Below are 20,226 nucleotides of genomic sequence, written 5' to 3' on the forward strand. Positions count from 1 at the left end.
TCTTGACCGGCAACGGTATGTAGGAATCCGAGATGGGTGAGCACTAACTTTTCAGTGGGTGAGCGCTTGCTAGTGAGCCGCATCGTCCTCACGGCGTCCCCCTTTCAGGCACCGACATCGCTCAACGTGCGCCTTCGTCGGCCATCGCATCGATGCGCCGCATCGACGATGCCGCCAACTCGGTGAATTGACGCCACAGTTCCGGCTTAGCTCGGCCGCGCTTGACGATGCGATGAAAGCCGAGCGTGACCTCCGGGTGAGTGAGCACATCCCAACGCACCGCACGCGCGCGGCAAGCCGGTAAGGCGAAGGTCGGCACGATCGCCGAACCTAACCCTGCTTCCGCCATCCCGATCAGCGTCTCGAAGCGGCGAAACACCACACGCGGCTCGTCGGCACGACCGATGCGCGCGAGATGGGTCTCGACGAGTTGTTGAATCGGATTCTCCGGGGGCAGGCTGATGAGCTTCTCGTCGCGCAACGCGTCCCAGGTAATGCCGCCTTGCGTGGGCTTGCGCGACATGCGCTTGCCGCCAGCCGTCACCCGCATCAAACGAAACGATTGCAGCAGCGTGCGCTCGATGCCATGCGATGCCTTCGTGAAAAAACCAAACCCCAGATCGGCATCGCCTTGCTCGACTAACGCATGCACTTGTTCGAGTTCGGCCTCCACCAATCGCAGGTCCACGTCGGGATGCTCACGGGCGAAGGTGCCAAACCATTCCGGCATCAGGTGTGCCGACACGAGTGGCGTGGCCGCGATGCGCAGCGTCTTGCGCGCGGCCTGACCGAATGCGGCGATTTGCCCGGCCACCTCGTCCAACTGACCGACCGCTGCGCTCGCCACGGGCAACAACGCATGACCGGCTTGCGTGAGCGTAACGCTGCGTGTGGTGCGATCGAACAACCGGCTGCCGAGTTGCGCTTCGATCTCGCGCATCATCACCGACAGTCCGGCCTGCGTGATGTGCAGCCGCTCGGCGGCGCGCGTGAAGTTGCCCAGCGTGGCGACCAGCACGAAAGCCTTCAGTTGACGCAGCGAGATGTTCATCCGTGATTCATAACCAGTGAATATGAATTCATATGATAGTCAAAATTCCCTAATGACTGGCGGCGCGCTTTAATGGTGTCCATTCCCATATCACTGCGCTTTGCCGCTCAGGAGACACACCCCATGTCCTCATCTGTCGATGTGGCCATCGTCGGCGCCGGTATCGGCGGCCTCACGCTTGCCCTCACCCTTCACGAAGCGGGCATCGCCTGCCGCGTCTATGAAGCCGTCCCGCAAATTCGCCCGCTGGGCGTCGGCGTGAACATCCTGCCGCACGCCGCACGCGTGCTCGACGGGTTGGGGCTGACCAGCGCCCTGCGTGAAGTCGCGGTCACCACACGCGAATCGGCGTTCTTCAATCGCTTCGGCCAGTTCGTCTATAGCGAACCGGCGGGCGAATACGCCGGTTACGCGTGGCCGCAGTTCTCGATCCACCGGGGTGACCTGCAAGGCATCTTGCTCGCCGCCGTGCGCGAACGCCTGGGTGCCGACGCCGTCGTCGAGGGGCATCGCTGCACCGGTTTCGAACAAACCGACGAGAGCGTGACGGTTCGGTTCGAGTCGCCCGAAGGTGAGGCACTGGCGCCGGTCAACGCGCGTCTGCTCGTGGCTGCCGACGGTATTCATTCTGTCGTGCGCAAGCAGTTCTATCCGACCGAAGGGGCGCCCCGCTACTCCGGTGTGAACATGTGGCGCGGTAGCGTCGTGCTGCCGCCGTTCCTGTCGGGGGCGACGATGGTGCGCGCAGGTTGGCTGTCGGTCGGCAAGATGGTGATCTACCCGATTCGCAATAACGTCGACGGTCAGGGGAATCAACTGGTGAACTGGGTGGCTGAAATTGAATCGCCGCAGCCTGCGCGCCGTGACTGGAACGGCGTGGGGCGGCTGGAGGATTTCTTCCCCGCGTTCGCCGACTGGCATTTCGACTGGCTGGACGTGGCCGGGATGATCGAAGCGACCGACACGATTCTCGAATACCCGATGGTCGATCAAGACCCGCTGCCGCGCTGGACCTTTGGGCGCGTCACGCTCCTGGGCGACGCCGCGCACCCGATGGTGCCGCGTGGCTCTAACGGCGCAGGACAGGCGATTCTCGATGCACCGTGCCTCGCCGCGCAGATTCACGAACACGGCCTGACAACGGCTGCCCTCGATGCCTACGAGCGCATTCGCGGCAAAGCCACCGCCGACGTCGTGCTGATGAACCGCATCGCCCCGCCGGATGCGATTCTGCAAACGGTGCACGATCTGAGCGGCGACAAGCCGTTCACCAAGATCGACGACATCATCAGCACCGCGGATCTCGCGGCGATTTCGAATCGCTACAAGAATGTCGCGGGCCTGAACCGCGAAACGCTGAATTCGACAGAGTCCCGCTAACGGGACCGTTCGTGGAGAGAGACACATGCCTGCACCTCGCATCGACCTGCGAGCGCTCATCGACGAGCGCCCGTTTGGCCGTTACCAAATCTTCGTCACGGCGCTTTGTGCGTTGATTGTCTTTCTCGATGGCTTCGACACGCAGGCCATCGGCTACGTGGCACCCGCCATCGTGCATGCACTGGGTATCGAGCGCGCCGCATTAAGCCCAGTGTTCTCGGCCAGTCTCGTCGGCTTGACGCTCGGCGCCTTGGTCGGCGGCCCGTTGTCGGACCGGCTGGGACGACGGCCCGTGCTGATCGCAGGCATGCTGATCTTCGGCGTCATGTCGCTTGCCACGGCGTTCGCCTCATCGGTCACGGGGTTGCTTCTGCTGCGACTCGTGACGGGTATCGGCCTCGGTTGCGTGATGCCAAACGCGATTGCGCTAACGGGCGAATTCGCACCGGAGCGCGTGCGCTCGACGGCCATCATGGTGATGTTCTGCGGCTTCTCGTTGGGCGCAGCACTCGGCGGACTGGCCGCCGCAGGTTTGATTCGTGATTTCGGCTGGCAATCGGTGTTTGTCGTCGGCGGTCTGTTGCCACTCGCCGCCGCGCTGCTCGCGTGGCGCTGTCTGCCCGAATCGCCGCGCTTTCTCATCGCTCGCGCGAAAGACCCCGCCCGATTACGGGCCGTGCTGCGCAAGCTCGCGCCCGATATTTCCGCCGACGCGCAGATCGACAGCGGTGCCGACGTTCACGCCTCGTCACAAGTGGGCGTACGCGCACTTTTCGCCGACAAGCGGCTTCGTATCACCCTGCTGCTCTGGGTGATCTTCTTCATGAGCCTGATGGATTTGTATTTCCTGTCGAGTTGGTTGCCCACGGTGATTCACGATGCAGGTATTCCGCTCGACACCGCCGCGCTCATCACGTCGATGCTGCAAATTGGCGGAACGCTGGGCACGCTCACGCTGGGGCGTGTCTTTGACCGCGTGCCGCCGTTCAAGGCGCTTAGCGCGGTGTATCTATGTGCGGCGGTGTGCATCGTGTTGGTGGGGCTGGCAGGCACGTCGGTGGCGATACTCGCTGCGACGATCTTCGGGGCGGGGTTCTGCGTGGTTGGCGGACAAATCGGCGCGAATGCACTGGCCGCTCGCACTTATCCGACGACGGTGCGCGGCACTGGTGTGGGCTGGGCGTTGGGGGTTGGGCGCATCGGTTCCATCGTTGGGCCGATGGTCGGTGGTGTCCTGCTGGCGATGCAGTGGAACCCGCAGCATCTGTTCATGATGGCGGCATTGCCCGCGCTGATTGCCAGTCTTGCCGCACTGGCCATCAGCATGGGACTGCGGCGCTCGGGCGGCGAGGCAACTCGCCAACCCGAAAGCCTTACACAGACAACCTAATCAGAAGCCAGCGGCCAGGCCGTCGCGACGGCTGTCGCTCGCGGCCACATAACCACGATCCGGATCGTTGCGATCCAGACGCCAGATGTACTGACCCGAACCGAAGTCCATATAGGGATCGTCGATGGACTTCAGTTTGTGGCCCAGTGCCAACAGGCCAGCCACCGTTTCACGGTCGAGCGTGGATTCCACGTCGATCGTGAAATCGCGGTTCACCTTCCAGCGCGGGGCGTCGCAAGCGGCTTGCGGCTGCTGACCGTAGTCGAGCATGCGCACGATCGACTGCAAGTGGCCTTGCGGCTGCATGTCGCCGCCCATCACGCCGAAGCTCATCACCGCCTCGTGCTTGCCGTCGACCTTTTGCGTGAGGAACGCTGGAATGATCGTGTGGAACGGACGCTTGCCGCCCTCGACCACGTTGGCCGACTTCGGGTCCATCGAGAAACCGCAGCCACGGTTTTGCAGCGCGATGCCCCAATCGGGCACCACCACGCCGGAACCGAAGCCCATGTAGTTCGACTGGATGAAGCTGACCATCATGCCGCTCTCGTCTGCGGTCGACATGTAGATCGTGCCGCCCGCCTTGGGCATGCCGAAGTCGAACTGCGTGGCGCGGTCTGGATCGATGAGCTTCGCACGCGACGTGAGATAGGCGTCGTCGAGCATCTGTTCCGGTGTCACTTCCATCGAACGCGGGTCGGCCACGTATTTGTACAGATCGGCAAACGCGAGCTTCATCGCTTCGATTTGCAAATGCTGCGAATGCACGCGGTCGACGGCCAGCCCCGACACGTCGAACTTCTCGAGAATGCCCAGCGCCATGAGCGCGGCAATGCCCTGCCCGTTCGGCGGAATCTCGTGCACGGTGTAGCCGCGATAATCCTTCTCGATGGGTTTGACCCAGTCGGCGCGGTAGTTGCGCAGATCGTCGGTCGTCATCGCGCCGCCGTGCTCGCTCGACCACGCCACGATGCGCTCGGCGATCTCGCCTTCGTAGTAAGCACGCGGGCCTTGCTCGGCCAGCATGCGCAACGTGCGCGCGTGGCCCGGCATGCGCATCATTTCGCTCGTGGTCGGTGCGCGGCCGTTCGGCATGAACGCCTGTGCATAGCCCGGCTGATTCTTCAGTTCGGGCACCGCAGCGGCCCACTTGCGCGAGACGATGTTTGCGACAGCGTGGCCACGCTCGGCAATTTCGATGGCCGGGGCCATCAAGTCGCCGAACGGCAGCTTGCCGAACTTTGCGTGCAGCGCTTCCCAGCCGGCGATTACGCCGGGCACGGTCACGGTGTCCGGGCCGCGCGTCGGTTGCTTCGCGATGCCGTGCTCTTCACCGTATTTCTTGCGGAAGTAATCGACGTTCCACGACTGCGGCGACACGCCCGAGGCGTTCAGACCATGCAGTTCCTTGCCGTCCCAGATGAGCGCGAAGCAGTCGCCGCCCAATCCGTTCGAGACCGGCTCGACGATGGTCATGCAGGCGGCAGCGGCAATCGCAGCGTCGACGGCATTGCCGCCCTGCCACAGGATGCGCAGGCCGGCTTGTGCCGCGAGCGGATGCGACGTCGACACGATGTTGCGGGCGAACACCGGCAGGCGCGGTGTCGGATAAGGGTTCTGCCAGTTGAATTGCGTCATGACGCTTTCACTTACCTTTGTCTCGAATGGGTGGAGTTGGCTGCCGAGTGAGGCCTGCACACTACGCGCGACAACGCGTTATGCGCAGGGGACACCCTCGTTACTGTTCGCGCGGATCCAGCGCATCGCGCAAACCGTCTCCCAGCAGGTTAAAACCGAGTACCGTCAGGAAAATGGCGATACCGGGGAAAATCGACATCCAAGGGGCTTGTTCGACGAAGTCCTTGGCCGTATTGAGCATCGAGCCCCACGACGGCAGCGGCGGCAATTGGCCAAGCCCCAGAAACGACAGACTCGCTTCGGCGATGATGGCGGTCGCCACCGTCAGGCTCGCCTGCACGATGATCGGCGGCAGCACGTTGGGCAGGATGTAGCGCACGATGATGCGCGTATCCGATAAGCCAATGGCGCGCGCACCTTCGACATATTCTTCCGCCTTCACCGTCAGCGCTTGCCCGCGTGCGAGTCGCACGAAACGGGGCATGGCCGACACGCCGATAGCGATCATCGCGTTGGTCAGGCTGGCGCCGAGAAACGCGGCCATGGCGATGGCGAGAATCAGGAACGGGATGGAGAGCAACGCATCGGCCAGACGCGACACGATGGCGTCGACCCAGCGGCCGAAATAGCCTGCCAGCAAGCCCAGCGGCACACCGATGATGACCGCAATGCCCACCGACACGACGCCTGCGGCAAGCGACGCCCGTGCGCCGTAGATCATGCGCGCGAGAATGTCGCGGCCAAGTTCGTCGGTACCGAACCAGTGCAGCGCGCTCGGTGCCTGACGCACGGTCATGAAGCTGGTCGCGATAGGGTCGTACGGCGAAATCAACGGTGCCAGCAACGCAACGAGTACGGCGAAAGCGACGATGATCGCACCGGCAACGGCTGCACGGTTGCGCGCGAACTTGCGCAGCCCGCGATAGCGGCGGCGCGGCGGACGCTCGGCACTGGCCGCGACCGGCGTTGTGCTGGCAGCGGCGGGGGACGCGTTGGTAGGAGTCGTGGGCAAGGCGGCCATGTTCAGTCAGGGGGATTAAGCCCGGCGCAAGCGCGGGTTGAGCAACACATACAGCACATCGGCCAGCAAATTCAGTGCAATGAAACTCACAGCCGTCACCAGCACAACGCCCTGCACCACCGCGTAGTCACGATTGAACACGGCGTCGACCACCAGCTTGCCGAAGCCCGGAATCGTGAAGACTTGTTCGGTCAGCACTGCGCCCGCGAGCAACTCGCCAAAGAGCAACGCAAGCACCGTCACAATCGGGATCAACGCATTGCGAAACGCATGCTTGAGCACCACGGTGCCACGCAACAACCCTTTAGCGCGGGCGGTACGGATATAGTCGGTGCGCAGCACGCTCAACATGGCGCTGCGCGTATGGCGCATCAGTTGCGCGCCCAGCGCCGCCCCCAGCACGAAGGCGGGCATGATCATCGTCTTGAAGCTCATCCACAAGTCTTCGCCCGGCGGCACATAGCCCGACGACGGCAACAACTGCCAGCGCACAGACACGAGAAAGATCAGCAGAATGCCGAGCCAGAAGTTGGGGATCGACATCCCCGATAGCGCCAGCACGTTCGCACCGTAATCCACCGCTTTGCCGCGATTGGCCGCCGACAAGATGCCGAGCGGAATGCCGATACCGATCGCGATGATGAGACCGAGCGACGCGAGTTGCAGCGTGACCGGCAGCTTTTGCGCAATGAGCGTCGTCACCGGCTCACCAGTGCGCAGCGAGTTGCCGAGGTTGCCATGCAGCACGTCGCCCATCCACAAGGCGTATTGCGTCGGCAGCGGCTTGTCGAGGTGATACTTCTCGCGCAGCGCGGCGATGACCTGCGGGTTCTGGTCCTCGCCAGCCATCGCGAGCACGGGATCGCCGGGCAGCATCTTTTGCAACCCGAAGATCAGTATCGACACGATGAACAGTGTCGGTATGGCGACGAGCGCGCGATGGAGGACGAGACGCAGCATGGACTCCCTCGCTTCCTCAGCCCTTCACGCTCACGCCGCGCAAGCGGATGAGACCGTCCGGGTAGGCAACGAAGCCTTGCACCTTCTTCGTCAGCACATACGGCCACGGCTGCACGTACAGATACAGAATCGGGTTGTCGTCGGCGAGGATCTTGTTCGCGGCGTCGTATAGCGGCTTACGCTCGGCAACGCTCGATTTCACTCGGGCGTCGTTGAGGAGCTTGTCGACGTCGGCATTGCAATACTGGCCGTAGTTCAGATTCCCCTTGCAGGTCACGAACTGATGCAGATTGCCGTCCGGGTCTACGCGACCCGACCAGCCGTTGTAGAGCACATCGAAGTCGCCACGGTGTGCGGCATCCAACGCTGCGGCGTAGTCCATCGGACGCAGCTTGAGCGTAATACCGGCTTCGGCGAGCATCGCCTGCAACATCTGCGCCATCTGGTTCGAGACGGTGTTGTTGCCGAAGCTCAGCGTCACGTCGACCTTCTCGAAACCTGCCGATTTAAGCAGAGCCTTCGCTTTGGCCACGTCGCGCTTGGTCGATTTGATCGCCGTGTCGTAGTACTGGCCGCTCTTGGGCAGTGCCTGATTCGCCGGGGTAAAAATGCCGCCACCGATCACCTGATTGATCGCATCGCGGTCGATCGCCAGATCGAATGCCTCACGCACGCGTTTGTCGCGCAGGGCCTTCGGTGCATTGGCAGCCACGTTGAACGTCAGGCCGTAGTAGCCCAAACCGTCGATGGTGATGAAGTTCAGATTCGCATCGCGCTTGACCGACTTCACGTCGGACGGCGACAGCCGCTCAAGCATATCGAGCGAGCCGGAGCGCACATTGGCGAGCCGCACCGTGGTGTCGGGAATCGGCAGGAACGTGACCTTCTGGATCGGGTACTTGTCCGCGTCCCAGAAGCCCGCAAATTTCTCGAGCACGACACGATCGTTCTGCACGCGCTGCACAAACTTGTACGGGCCCGAGCACACCGGACGCGCTTGCACGGCAGCGTCATCTGCCAGTGTCTTCGGCGCGAGCATCATGCCTGCGCGATCCGACAACGTCGCAAGCAGCGCCGAGTCCGGGGCCTTGAGCACGATGTTCACGGTCGAATCGTCCACGGCATCGACGTGATCGATGGACGACAACTCGCTCTTGCGATTGCTCGCGGGCATGCTGCGCGCACGGTCGAGGTTCGCCTTCACGGCCTTCGCATTGAACGGCTCGTCGTCGTGGAACTTGGCACCCTGACGCAGCTTGAACGTCCACGTCTTGCCGTCGGCACTCACGCTCCACGAGGTCGCGAGCATCGGCACGAACTTCAGATCCGGCGAGATATCGACCAGCGAGCTGCACAGCGAGCGCAACACCATGCGGTCGACAACCTGCGAGCTGCGTGCCGGATCGAGCGAGCCGATGTCTTCTTGCAAACCGATGCGAATGGCCGACTGGGCCATCGCCGACGCAGTGCCGGCGGCCAGTGCCGCAGCCAGAGCGAGATCGAGCAGAACGTTGCGCATGCGTGAGGTCCCTCGTGTGTGTTTATTAGATGGTGATGGCGTTAGCGGACAACGGCGGCATCGGCTTGCGCCTGCCGTGCACGGTACAGCGCCAAACGCGCGGTGAGCTTATCGCTCGGCGGTGTGACCTGCGCTGGGCTGGCGCCCGCATTCTGGATTTCCCGCCAGAAATGGCATGCGACTTGCCGCCCATCGGGCAGCACTTCGTCGATCGGGCGTTGCTCGCGGCACACCTCGCGGGCATGCGGGCAGCGCGGGTGAAAACGGCAGCCGGGCGGCGGTGCGGTCGGGCTGGGCAACTCGCCACCCAACGGCGCGCGGCTGCGGCGCACGTGTGGGCTGCTTGCCGGGATCGCTTGCAGCAGCGCCTGCGTGTAAGGGTGCAGCGGGTTGTCGAACAGCGCGTCGGCGCTGGCAAGTTCCACGATCTCTCCCAGATACATCACCGCGACGCGGTCGCTCATGTGGCGAATCACCGCCAAGTCGTGCGCCACCATGATGAGCGTGAGCCCCAGATCGTGCTTCAGCCGTTCGAGCAAATTGATGACCTGCGCCTGCACCGAGACGTCGAGCGCAGAGACCGGTTCGTCGCCGATGATGACGCGCGGCTCACCCGCCAGCGCCCGTGCAATGCCGATGCGCTGGCGTTGGCCGCCGGAGAATTCATGCGGGAAACGCTGCGCGTAGTCCGGCTGCAAACCGACGGTACGCAACAGATCAGCGACGCGCTCGTCGCGGGCCCGGCCATGCGCGAGACCGTGCAAGGCAATCGGCTCCGCAATCAGGCTGCCCACCGTCATGCTCGGGTTGAGCGAGGCGAACGGATCTTGAAAGATGATTTGCAATTCACGTCGCAGGCGTCGCATTGCGCCTGCACCGAGCTTCATGATGTCTTCGCCCTGATAGCGCACTTCCCCGCGCGTGGCGTCGAGCAAGCGCAGCAGCAGACGGCCAAGTGTGGATTTTCCGCAGCCGGATTCCCCAACGATGGCGAACGTCTCACCGGCTTGCACCGAGAACGAGACGCCATTCACCGCGTACACCGTGGGCGCGCGTGAGAACCCGACGCGGTGTCCGCCGAAGTGTTTGGTCAGATCGCGAGCTTCGAGCAACGCCGTCATGCGGCCACCTCTTCCATGGGAGTCGCCGGGGGCGTCAGCGCATCGACCGGTGCCAGCCAGCACGCCACGCGATGCGTGCCGTACAGCGTGCGCTCGACGGGCGCCTGTTGTGTACAACGCGCCTCAGCGAACGGGCAGCGCGGCGCGAAACGACACCCTGCGGGCATACGCTCGGGCGACGGCACCGACCCGCGAATGGTCGCGAGCGTACCTTCGCGTTTGCCGATGGACGGGATCGCGCCCATCAGGCCAATCGTGTAGGGATGCTGCGGATCGTCGAAAATCTCGTCAACGCTGCCGTATTCCACGATGCGTCCCGCGTACATGACGGCGACGTGATCGGCCACTTCGGCGACAACGCCGAGGTCGTGCGTAATCAACACGACGGCGGTGCCGGTCTCGCGTTGCAGCGTCTGAATCAGCGTGAGCACCTGCGCCTGAATCGTGACGTCGAGCGCCGTGGTCGGCTCGTCGGCGATGAGCAGCGCGGGGCGGTTGGCGAGCGCCATCGCGATCATCACGCGCTGGCGCATGCCGCCGGAGAGTTCGTGCGGATAGTTGTCGAGGCGAGTCTCCGGTGCGGGAATGCGCACCAATTTCAGCATGGCTAGGGCTTCTGCGCGGGCCGCCTTACGGTCAAGACCCCGATGGCGGCGAATGCCCTCTTCAATTTGATGGCCGACGGTGAACGCCGGATTGAGCGACGTCATCGGCTCTTGGAAGATCATCGCCAGCCGATTGCCACGCATGTCGGCGAATTCACGCTCTTCCAACGCGAGCAGGTCGCGCCCCTCGAACTTCGCCTGTCCGGCAACGATATTGGCCGGAGGACTCGGCAACAGCCCCATGAGCGCGAGCGAGGTCACGCTCTTGCCGCAGCCCGATTCGCCAACGATGCACAGCGTCTTGCCGGAATGGACCGCGAACGACACGCCGTCGATCAGATTCGGCGCGTCGGGCGCGCGGGAGAACTTCAGCGACAAGCCGGTCACGTCGAGCACCGGCGCGGGGTCTGCGGGCAGGGTCATGGGCGCGTTTCAGGGGCGAGGTCAGTCTATGGCCGCCATGCTCGGCCTTCCTGCCGGGCCGGTCATGAGCGGTTTGCATGACACGATTATGTCCCCCACGGATCAACAGAAAATATTAATATTTCTTTTCGATACGTAAATTATTTTTACATCCCAAATGCTCACACTGCGCATGATGAAAACGTTCCGGCTGGTGGCACAAACCGGCTCGTTTGCCGCCGCTGCCGAACGCGCCGCCCTCACGCAGGCGGCCGTGAGTCTGCAAATGCGCGGGCTCGAAGATGCCGTGGGTCAGCGCCTGTTCGACCGGCGCGGACGGCAGATCACCCTCACCCGGCAGGGACGCGAACTGTTTCCCCGCGTCGAGCAAATTCTGGCGCTCACCGCCGACCTGACCGCCTCGCCCATCGATGCCATGCAAGGGCCGGTGACCATCGGCGCCGTGGTGTCGGTGATCGGCGCGCTCTCGCTCGTCGTGGCCGAGTTGAAGACGGCGCATCCCGGGCTCGACGTGCGGCTCACGTCGGCACGCTCGGACGAGTTGACCGATCTCGTCGAACAGGGCGAAGTCGATATTGCGGCGGTCGTCGCCCGTGCGGACGATGCCCGAGCAGACGGTCTGGTGTGGACGCCGCTCTACACCGAGCCAATGGTGATGGTCGTCAATCGCGAGGTCTGGGATACGACGCCGCAGGCCGATCCGCAAAGCGTCCTCGATGAACACGCGTTTCTGCGCTTCGACCGGCGTGTGCGCACGGGCATGGTGGTGGAGCAGGCGTTGCGCGCAGCGAAACTGTCCGTCACCGAATATCTGGAGCTGAACTCCATCGAGACGATCGTCGCGCTCGTGCGCAAGAACGTCGGCGTATCGGTCTTGCCGTTGCTCCATCGCGGCGACTGGCAGGCCGACCCGCTGCTGAGCATCGTGTCCATTGCCGCGCCGCCGTTGCTGCGCACGGTCGGCATGATTCACCGCGAACACGACTCGCGCACTCGCGATATCACGGCGGCGATTGTCGGCATGCTGCATGACGTTTGATGTCTAGAAATGAAACGGCGCGGTCAAAGCCGCGCCGTGGTGAGCGACACAGAAACTATCAGTCGCGTGTTTCCAACGCTTTGTTAATGCGCAGCGCCAGCAACGTGCATACCGTGCCGGAGAGCAGATAGATACTCACGGCAACGAGACCGAATTCCGCCGACAACCCCAGCGCCACGAGCGGGGCGAATGCCGCGCCGAACAGCCATGCGAAGTCGGTGGTGAGCGCCGCCCCCGTGTAGCGGAAGCGCTGTTCGAAGTTCGACGTCACCGTCCCTGCCGCCTGCCCGTACGACAGGCCGAGCAACCCGAAGCCCACCAGAATGAAGATGTCCTGCCGGGTCGAGCCGCCGCCCATCAGGAACGGTGCGAAGAGCGCGAAGATACCGATGAAAATCGCGAAGAGGCCGAGCGTTGTACGCCGCCCAAGACGGTCGGCAATGCGCCCCGAAATCACCGTGCAAATAATGGCAATCACGGCGCCGCACAGTTGCACGATCAACACACTGTCGAGATCTTGCGTGTTTTGCAGAGAAATCCACGACAGCGGAAACACGGTCACCAAGTGGAACAGCGCATAGCTTGCGAGTGCGGCGAACGCGCCGAGGAAGATGTTGTAGCCCTGCGAGCGCACCATCTCACGCGTGCTGATCGGCTCCAGTTGCCCTTCTTCGAGCATCTCGGTGTATTCGTTCGTCACCACCAAGCGCAAGCGTGCAAACAGCGCCACCACGTTCACGGCGAAGGCCACGTAGAACGGATACCGCCAGCCCCACGTGAGGAAGTCGTCGCTCTCGAGACTCCAGTGCAGGAACAGGAACAAGCCCCCTGCGATGAGGAAACCGATTGGCGCGCCCAACTGCCCCATCATCGAATACCAGCCACGACGGTGCGGCGGCGCGTTCATCGCGAGCAGCGACGGCAGACCATCCCATGAGCCGCCGAAGCCAATGCCCTGCACCAGCCGGAAGAACGCCAGCAGCCAAATCGCGCGGTCGCCCAGCACCGCATAACCCGGCAGGAACGCCATCCCCGCCGTCGCCGTGCCCAGCACGAAGAGCGCCGCAGTGAGCTTGACGCTGCGCCCCCAGCGGCGCTGCACGGTCATGAAGAGCGCAGTGCCGAACGGACGCGAAATAAATGCGAAGGAGAAGATCGTGAACGAGTACAGCAGGCCGTGCAGGCCGTCGGCAAACGGGAAGAAAACGTGCGGAAAGACGAGGACGGCAGAGATGCCGAACACGAAGAAGTCGAAGTACTCGGAGGCGCGCCCGACCACCACGCCGACCGCGATTTCCTCCGGCGCAATGCGCGACTTACTGCCGTGATCGTGCGCAGTCGATGCACTCGGCGAACCGGGTGGGGTCGGCGATTGATGAGCACTGCTTGACATTATCGGACCCCCTTGCGGATCGGGATGACGATGACACTCGTGCCCGAAAAGCATCGCAGGTTACTTGGTTCGACGCTATCGGGTTTACCCTAGTATCTTGCATCGGGGTGTGAAGTCCATGATGGGTCCGGTCCACGGCTACGGTTCATCGATCGCAGCATGACTTCCCCCAAGTTCCTCCGCGGGGTACTTTTGCTCCCCGCCGCCGCTTTGCTGTCCGGCTGCAATACCGTTTTGATGTCGCCTGCGGGCGATCTCGCGGTGCGGCAGCGGGACATCATTATCGTTTCCACCATTCTGATGCTGCTGATCATCGTTCCGGTGATAGCGCTCACACTGATCTTCGCCTGGCGGTACCGCGCGTCGAACAAAGACGCCGTCTACACGCCCGAATGGGATCACTCCACGCTGCTCGAACTGCTCATCTGGGCTGCGCCTCTGCTCATCATCATTGCGCTGGGTGCCCTCACGTGGGTAAGTACGCACAAGCTCGATCCGTACCGACCACTGGAGCGGATCGATGCCAAACGCGACATCCCACCCGACACGCGCCCATTAACGGTGCAAGTGGTGGCAATGGACTGGAAGTGGCTCTTCTTCTATCCCGATCAGGGCATTGCCACGGTCAATGAACTGGCTGCGCCGGTCGATCGGCCGATCCGGTTCGAAATCACGTCGACCACGATGATGAATTCGTTCTTCGTGCCCGCCCTGGCCGGTCAGGTCTACGCCATGCCGGGCATGGAAACGAAGCTGCACGCCGTGATCAACAAGCCCGGCGTCTACGACGGGTTCTCGGCCAATTACAGCGGTGCGGGCTTCTCGGGCATGCGCTTCAAGTTCCACGGCATGAGCCCCGAGGAATTCGACGCCTGGGTGCAGCAGGTCAAGGCGAAGGGCCAAAATCTGTCGCGCGATAAGTACGAAGCCCTCACGCAGCCGAGCGAATGGGTGCCCGTGCAGTATTACGGCGATGTGGCTCCCGATCTCTATCAAGCGATTCTGAACCGTTGCGTCCAGCCCGGGCAGCCCTGCCTGAAGGACATGATGGATCAGCCCAATCACAAGCATGCAGCCAGCGAAACGAGCGACGGGAAAACCGTCTCGAAGTCGTGGGCAATGCGTGCCCGGAAAACCGATGCGCTGCTGGCCGACGCGTTGTGTACCGCCGACAACACTTCACAGTTTGCAACTCGTCTGAGCGGCGGTCCGCTCGCCGACGCCACGCTGCGGCGTGCGCCCGGCGAAGGGCTCACACAGTGAGGCGCCGCGCGCCCAACCCTCGACAATGACGCGCCCCGCGCGCGAATGATCCTATGCTCGAGCACCTGGACATCGTCAAGCTGATCTTCGGCCGCCTTACGCTGGAGGCCATCCCCTACCACGAGCCGATTCTCCTCGCGACGTTTGCGGGGGTGGCCTTCGGCGGCATCGTGGTGCTGGGGGCGATCACGTACTTCAAACTCTGGGGCTATCTCTGGCGCGAGTGGTTCACGAGCATCGATCACAAGAAGATCGGCATCATGTACGTGATTCTCGGCATCATCATGCTGCTACGCGGCTTCGCCGACGCGGCGATGATGCGCTTGCAGCAGTCGGTGTCGTTCGGCGACAACATGGGGTATCTGCCGCCGCATCACTACGATCAGATCTTCACTGCCCACGGCGTGATCATGATCTTCTTCGTGGCGATGCCGCTCGTCACGGGCCTCATGAACTTCGTCGTGCCGCTGCAAATCGGTGCGCGCGACGTGGCGTTTCCGTTCCTCAATAACTTCAGCTTCTGGATGACCACGAGCGGCGCCGTGCTCGTGATGATGTCGCTCTTCGTCGGTGAATTCGCCCGCACGGGCTGGCTCGCGTATCCGCCACTGTCGGGCATTCTGCAAAGTCCCGACGTGGGCGTCGATTACTACATATGGGCGCTACAGATCGCGGGGGTCGGCACGCTGCTCTCGGGGATCAACTTGCTGGTCACCATCGTGAAGATGCGCGCGCCCGGCATGTCGATGATGCGCATGCCGGTGTTCACGTGGACGTCGCTGTGCACCAACGTGCTGATCGTGGCCGCCTTCCCGGTGCTGACCGCCGTGCTCGCCCTGCTCGCCCTCGACCGCTACGCCGGCACCAACTTCTTCACGAACGATCTCGGCGGCAACGCCATGATGTACGTGAACCTGATCTGGATCTGGGGCCACCCCGAGGTCTACATTCTGGTGCTGCCAGTGTTCGGCGTGTTCTCTGAAGTGGTGTCCACCTACTCGGGCAAGCGCTTGTTCGGTTATGCGTCGATGGTGTACGCCACGGTCGTGATTACGGTGCTGTCCTACCTCGTGTGGCTGCACCACTTCTTCACGATGGGCTCGGGCGCGAGTGTGAATTCGTTCTTCGGTATCACGACGATGATTATCTCGATACCGACCGGCGCGAAGATGTTCAACTGGCTATTCACGATGTATCGCGGGCGCATTCGCTTTGAAGTGCCGATGCTCTGGACCATCGGCTTCATGGTGACGTTCGTGATCGGCGGCATGACCGGCGTGCTGCTCGCGGTGCCGCCCGCCGACTTCTCGCTGCACAACGGCCTGTTCCTGATCGCCCACTTCCATAACGTGATCATCGGCGGGGTGATCTTCGGCATCATGGCCGCCATCACCTACTGGTTCCCGAAAGCGTTCGGCTACAAGCTCGATCCGTTCTGGGGCAAGTGCTCGTTCTGGTTCTGGTTCATCGGCTTCTACGTCGCGTTCATGCCGCTGTACCTGCTCGGCCTCATGGGCGTGACGCGCCGGATGAGCCACTTCGACGATATGTCGTTGCAGATCTGGTTCCAGGTGGCTGCCGTCGGCGCGCTGCTCATCGCGCTGGGCATCGGCTGCTTCATCATCCAATTGGTGGTGAGCTACATCCGCCGCGATCAACTGCGCGACGACACCGGTGACCCGTGGAACGGCCGCACGCTGGAATGGTCGACGTCCTCGCCGCCGCCGGTCTACAACTTCGCGTTCACGCCGATCATTCACGACAACGACGCCTGGTGGCAGATGAAGCAACACGGCTTCAAGCGGCCCGAGTCCGGCTTCATTCCGATTCACATGCCGAAGAACACCGGCGCGGGCATCATCCTCGCAGGGCTTGCGACGGTGTGCGGCTTCGGGCTCATCTGGCACATGTGGCTGATTGTGATCGTGTCGTTCATCGCGCTCATTGCCACGGCGATCGGACACACGTTCAACTATCACCGCGAGTATTACGTCCCGGCCGATCAGGTCGAACACACGGAGGCAGCGCGCACGCGGCTGCTCGCCCAGCATGTCTGATACGACCGCACCCTTCCCCGTCGGCGGCGCACCGGCCGCAGCGCACACGCCCGCGCCACCGCGCGAGGGCGAACTGCGCTTCATGATGTCGAGCGACTACCACCCGCCTAACGGCACGCTGCTCGGCTTCTGGCTCTACCTGATGAGCGACTGTCTCGTCTTCGCCTGCTTGTTCGCGGCGTACGGCGTGCTGGGGCGCAATTACGCGGGCGGGCCCACCGGTGCCGAGTTGTTCGAACTGCCGCTGGTCGCAGTGAACACCACGTTCCTGCTGCTCTCGTCGATTACGTACGGCTTTGCGATGCTGGAGATGCAGAAGCGCCGCCAAAGCGCGGTGCTTGGCTGGCTGGCGGTCACGGGCGTGCTCGGCGCGGCGTTCCTCTCGCTCGAACTCTATGAATTCGCCAACCTCATCCATGAGGGTGCCGGGCCGTGGCGCAGCGCGTTCCTGTCGTCGTTCTTTACGCTGGTGAGCACGCACGGGCTGCACGTCACGTTCGGCATTATCTGGCTGATCACGCTGATGGTGCAGGTCGGTAAGCACGGCCTTACCGCGCCGAATCGCCGCCGTCTGATGTGCCTGTCGATGTTCTGGCACTTTCTGGACGTCGTGTGGATCGGCGTCTTCACGTTTGTCTATCTCATGGGAGTGCTGCCGTGAGTTCGCACGATTCGACGCTGCACGGTGCCGAAGGGCACGATGACGATCACGGTCACGAGGACGAAGGCCCGCACAGCACCTTCCGGGGCTATGCGACTGGCTTCATCCTGTCGGTGGTGCTGACCGCGATTCCGTTCTGGTTCGTGATGGGCGGGGTGTTCGAGAAGTCGAGCACGACGGCGATCATGATTCTGTTTCTAGGCGCCATTCAGATCGTGGTGCACATGATCTACTTCCTGCATATGAACGGGAAGTCGGAAGGCGGCTGGAACCTGCTCTCGCTGATCTTCACGATCGTGCTGGTCGTGATCGCGCTCTCGGGTTCGCTCTGGGTGATGTATCACCTGAACCAAAACATGATGCCGGGTATGATGCAGGATACGAAAAACCTCCCTTGAACGGCATTACCCTTGAGCAGCAGTCAACTTCGTGATTCGGGGGACGCCCAGCGGCGTCCCTCCCCCCTCCGGCTGGTCTTCCTCGGCGTTATCACGCTGGTCCTGATCTCCGTCTTCGTGTCCCTCGGTACGTGGCAGTTGCATCGCCGCGCGTGGAAGCTCGAGTTGATTGAGCGCGTGAACACTCGCGTACATGCACCACCCGTCGCCGCCCCAACGCGCGCGCAGTGGCCGACGATCAATGCCGCCGATGACGAATACCGGCACATCTCGCTCACCGGCACCTATCAATTCGATAAAGACACGCTGGTGCAGGCCGTCACCGATCTGGGCGGCGGTTACTGGGTGCTCACCCCGCTGCGCACGGCAGACGGCGGCGAAGTGCTCGTCAATCGCGGTTTCGTGCCGCCGGGCTGGAAGGAAGCCGTGCCGCCCGCGCCCGCGGGCGATGTGACGGTCACCGGTTTGCTGCGCATGACGGAAGCCGGTGGCGGTTTCCTGCGAAAGAATTCGCCGTCGGAAAACCTCTGGTATTCGCGCGATGTGGCGGCGATTGCGGCGGCTCGCGGGGTCGCAGATGTCGCGCCTTACTTCGTGGATGCTGATGGCCAGCCCGGGACTAGCGCTCGCGCCCTGCCGAATGGCGATGGCGAAGCCACCACCGGCAGCGCCCCGGCACGCGACTATCCGGTCGGCGGGCTCACCGTGGTGCAATTCCCGAACAATCACATGAGCTATATGCTCACGTGGTACGCGCTGGCCATCATGTCGGCAGTCGCCGGATGGTTTGTCATTCGGATGGAATTGCGCTCACGCCGCTGACTTCGGCTGCGTTGATAGCACTCGCCACCTGTGTCGCCACTTCGACGACTCTCGCGTCGTCGAAGGCGGCATAACCCAGTACCAACCCGGGCGCCATGCGCTGTGCCCGGGAAAACTCCCCCAGCCCTTCGACAAAGACGCCCTGCGCTCGCAGGGTGGCGACTATTTGTCTCTCGTCAACGCGCGGCGGCAGCCACAGCACAAAGTGAAAGCCCGCATGCTCGCCAGTGACGCGACACGGCACGCGCAACTGCGCGCGCAGGGTATCGAGCATCAGATTGCGACGGCGCAGATACACGCTGCGCGAGGCGCGCAAATGCCGGGCAAAGTCCCCGGCATCGATAAATCGCGCGAGCGCCATTTGCTCGATCAGACTGTTGGCGCGCCCCGACGCTGAGCGCAAGGCAGCAATACACGGCAGCAGCGCCGGTGGCGAGAGCAGAAAACCGATGCGCAGCGAAGGGAACAGCGACTTGTTGAAGCTGCTGCAATGGATCACTCGCCCGTGGTTATCGATCGCTTTGAGCGCCGGCAGCGGTGCGCTGCCGTAACTGAACTCGCTGTCGTAATCGTCTTCGATGATCCACACGTCGCGCGCCTCGGCCCACGCCAGCACCTGCATGCGGCGGTTGATCGACATCGTGGTGCCGAGCGGGGCTTGATGCGCGGGCGTCACGTAGGCAATGCCCGGACGGCCGGTGCTATTCGCCACGTCCGGGCAAAACCCCTCGTCATCGACCGGCATCCCAATGCAACGCTCGGGCGGCGCACCGATTAGCGACGCCAGATTCTTGTAACCGGGATCTTCGAGATAGAACGTCGTGTCGGCATCCGCCAGCACGTCGGTCACGAGATCGATGGCGTGGCGAATGCCCGTGGTGACGACGATGTGGTCTGCGTCGCAGGTGATGCCGCGCGTGACGCGCAAATAGCGGGCGATGCTCTCGCGCAACGGCGCATAGCCGCGCGGATCGGTGTCGGCAAGGTCCGCCGAGGTCACCGTGCGCAACGCGTAATTCATGTGGCGACGCCACGCAGGCAGCGAAAACAGCGAAACGTCCAACGACCGGCCGGTCTTCAGCGATAACGCTGCTGCCGTTTCAGGTAATCGCAGCGCCATCGCTGGCTCAGCAAGAGTGTGCGCGCCAGCCTCCCCTTGTACCGCCGTCGACGGTGCCCCCAGATCGGCAACCACTTCGGTGCCCGCACCCACGCGGCTCGCAACGTAGCCTTCTAGCGTCAGTTGCTCGAACGCCAGCTCGACGATGCCGCGCGAGACGCCCCAGCGTTCCGCCAACGTGCGCGTGGACGGCAAGCGGTCGCCGCGTCGCAATTCCCCCGCCACGATGCGCTCACGCACGCAGCGGTAGACCCACGCCTGCCGGGTTTCCTTCTCCCGCCGTCCGGTGAGCGGCAGTTCTAGCGATTCGCTTAGGTGACGTCGGCGCATGGCGATGATCGATGATGAACAGCAAAGTGGCCCAA

The 20,226-nt window shown here is 63.0% G+C and carries 17 protein-coding genes; 8 read left to right on the forward strand and 9 right to left on the reverse strand.

Annotation, left to right across the window (positions count from 1 at the left end; genetic code table 11):
- Positions 1 to 121: 121 nt before the first annotated feature.
- Positions 122 to 1,051: a LysR family transcriptional regulator gene (locus ACPWR9_RS22865; RefSeq protein WP_426301000.1), complete on the reverse strand. Its 930-nt coding sequence runs from the start codon at positions 1,049 to 1,051 to the stop codon at positions 122 to 124.
- 123 nt (positions 1,052 to 1,174) lie between these two features.
- On the opposite strand from ACPWR9_RS22865, the gene ACPWR9_RS22870 reads away from it, so the two are divergent.
- A complete protein-coding gene (locus ACPWR9_RS22870) occupies positions 1,175 to 2,431 on the forward strand; it encodes a flavin-dependent oxidoreductase (RefSeq protein WP_426301002.1) in 1,257 nt (418 codons plus the stop codon).
- Positions 2,432 to 2,456: 25 nt separating this feature from the next.
- The gene (locus ACPWR9_RS22875) at positions 2,457 to 3,821 is read left to right on the forward strand and encodes an MFS transporter (protein WP_426301004.1); all 1,365 of its coding nucleotides are present in this window, start codon (positions 2,457 to 2,459) and stop codon (positions 3,819 to 3,821) included.
- Here ACPWR9_RS22875 and ACPWR9_RS22880 read toward each other — a convergent pair whose 3' ends face one another.
- From ACPWR9_RS22880 to ACPWR9_RS22905, 6 genes are all read right to left on the reverse strand, one after another.
- Complete coding sequence (locus ACPWR9_RS22880) at positions 3,822 to 5,459, reverse strand: gamma-glutamyltransferase family protein (RefSeq protein ID WP_426301006.1); 1,638 nt, start codon at positions 5,457 to 5,459, stop codon at positions 3,822 to 3,824.
- A 100-nt stretch (positions 5,460 to 5,559) separates the two neighbouring features.
- A complete protein-coding gene (locus ACPWR9_RS22885; protein WP_426301008.1) occupies positions 5,560 to 6,480 on the reverse strand; it encodes an ABC transporter permease in 921 nt (306 codons plus the stop codon).
- A gap of 15 nt (positions 6,481 to 6,495) precedes the next feature.
- On the reverse strand, positions 6,496 to 7,440 hold the full coding sequence (locus ACPWR9_RS22890) for an ABC transporter permease (protein WP_150681793.1): 945 nt from the start codon (positions 7,438 to 7,440) through the stop codon (positions 6,496 to 6,498).
- Between the two features lie 16 nt (positions 7,441 to 7,456).
- Entirely contained in the window at positions 7,457 to 8,959 is a 1,503-nt protein-coding gene (locus ACPWR9_RS22895) for an ABC transporter substrate-binding protein (protein ID WP_426301010.1), read from the reverse strand.
- A gap of 41 nt (positions 8,960 to 9,000) precedes the next feature.
- On the reverse strand, positions 9,001 to 10,080 hold the full coding sequence (locus tag ACPWR9_RS22900; protein WP_426301012.1) for an ABC transporter ATP-binding protein: 1,080 nt from the start codon (positions 10,078 to 10,080) through the stop codon (positions 9,001 to 9,003).
- The gene (locus tag ACPWR9_RS22905; RefSeq protein WP_426301014.1) at positions 10,077 to 11,108 is read right to left on the reverse strand and encodes an ABC transporter ATP-binding protein; all 1,032 of its coding nucleotides are present in this window, start codon (positions 11,106 to 11,108) and stop codon (positions 10,077 to 10,079) included. Before ACPWR9_RS22905 ends, ACPWR9_RS22900 begins: the two co-directional genes overlap by 4 nt.
- Positions 11,109 to 11,265: 157 nt before the next feature.
- Between ACPWR9_RS22905 and ACPWR9_RS22910 the strand changes: the two genes are divergently transcribed.
- On the forward strand, positions 11,266 to 12,147 hold the full coding sequence (locus tag ACPWR9_RS22910; RefSeq protein WP_426301016.1) for a LysR substrate-binding domain-containing protein: 882 nt from the start codon (positions 11,266 to 11,268) through the stop codon (positions 12,145 to 12,147).
- Between the two features lie 58 nt (positions 12,148 to 12,205).
- On the opposite strand, the gene ACPWR9_RS22915 is transcribed toward ACPWR9_RS22910, so the two are convergent.
- Entirely contained in the window at positions 12,206 to 13,540 is a 1,335-nt protein-coding gene (locus ACPWR9_RS22915) for an MFS transporter (protein WP_426301018.1), read from the reverse strand.
- 159 nt (positions 13,541 to 13,699) lie between these two features.
- On the opposite strand from ACPWR9_RS22915, the gene cyoA reads away from it, so the two are divergent.
- From cyoA to ACPWR9_RS22940, 5 genes are read left to right on the forward strand one after another with little or no spacing between them, the layout of a single operon-like run.
- Positions 13,700 to 14,803: a ubiquinol oxidase subunit II gene (gene cyoA, locus ACPWR9_RS22920; RefSeq protein WP_426301020.1), complete on the forward strand. Its 1,104-nt coding sequence runs from the start codon at positions 13,700 to 13,702 to the stop codon at positions 14,801 to 14,803.
- Between the two features lie 53 nt (positions 14,804 to 14,856).
- Positions 14,857 to 16,860, forward strand: coding sequence for a cytochrome o ubiquinol oxidase subunit I (gene cyoB, locus ACPWR9_RS22925; protein WP_426301022.1), 2,004 nt, complete (start codon positions 14,857 to 14,859; stop codon positions 16,858 to 16,860).
- On the forward strand, positions 16,853 to 17,521 hold the full coding sequence (gene cyoC / locus ACPWR9_RS22930) for a cytochrome o ubiquinol oxidase subunit III (RefSeq protein ID WP_058375639.1): 669 nt from the start codon (positions 16,853 to 16,855) through the stop codon (positions 17,519 to 17,521). Before cyoB ends, cyoC begins: the two co-directional genes overlap by 8 nt.
- On the forward strand, positions 17,518 to 17,919 hold the full coding sequence (gene cyoD, locus ACPWR9_RS22935) for a cytochrome o ubiquinol oxidase subunit IV (RefSeq protein ID WP_150681785.1): 402 nt from the start codon (positions 17,518 to 17,520) through the stop codon (positions 17,917 to 17,919). Before cyoC ends, cyoD begins: the two co-directional genes overlap by 4 nt.
- 12 nt (positions 17,920 to 17,931) lie before the next feature.
- Positions 17,932 to 18,741, forward strand: a complete 810-nt coding sequence (locus ACPWR9_RS22940) for an SURF1 family protein (RefSeq protein WP_246182705.1) — start codon at positions 17,932 to 17,934, stop codon at positions 18,739 to 18,741.
- Here ACPWR9_RS22940 and ACPWR9_RS22945 read toward each other — a convergent pair.
- Positions 18,710 to 20,191, reverse strand: a complete 1,482-nt coding sequence (locus tag ACPWR9_RS22945; RefSeq protein WP_426301024.1) for a PLP-dependent aminotransferase family protein — start codon at positions 20,189 to 20,191, stop codon at positions 18,710 to 18,712. The genes ACPWR9_RS22940 and ACPWR9_RS22945 overlap by 32 nt on opposite strands.
- Between the last annotated feature and the right edge of the window lie 35 nt (positions 20,192 to 20,226).

Source organism: Pandoraea pneumonica, from assembly GCF_049918595.1.
GTDB lineage: Bacteria > Pseudomonadota > Gammaproteobacteria > Burkholderiales > Burkholderiaceae > Pandoraea > Pandoraea pneumonica_A.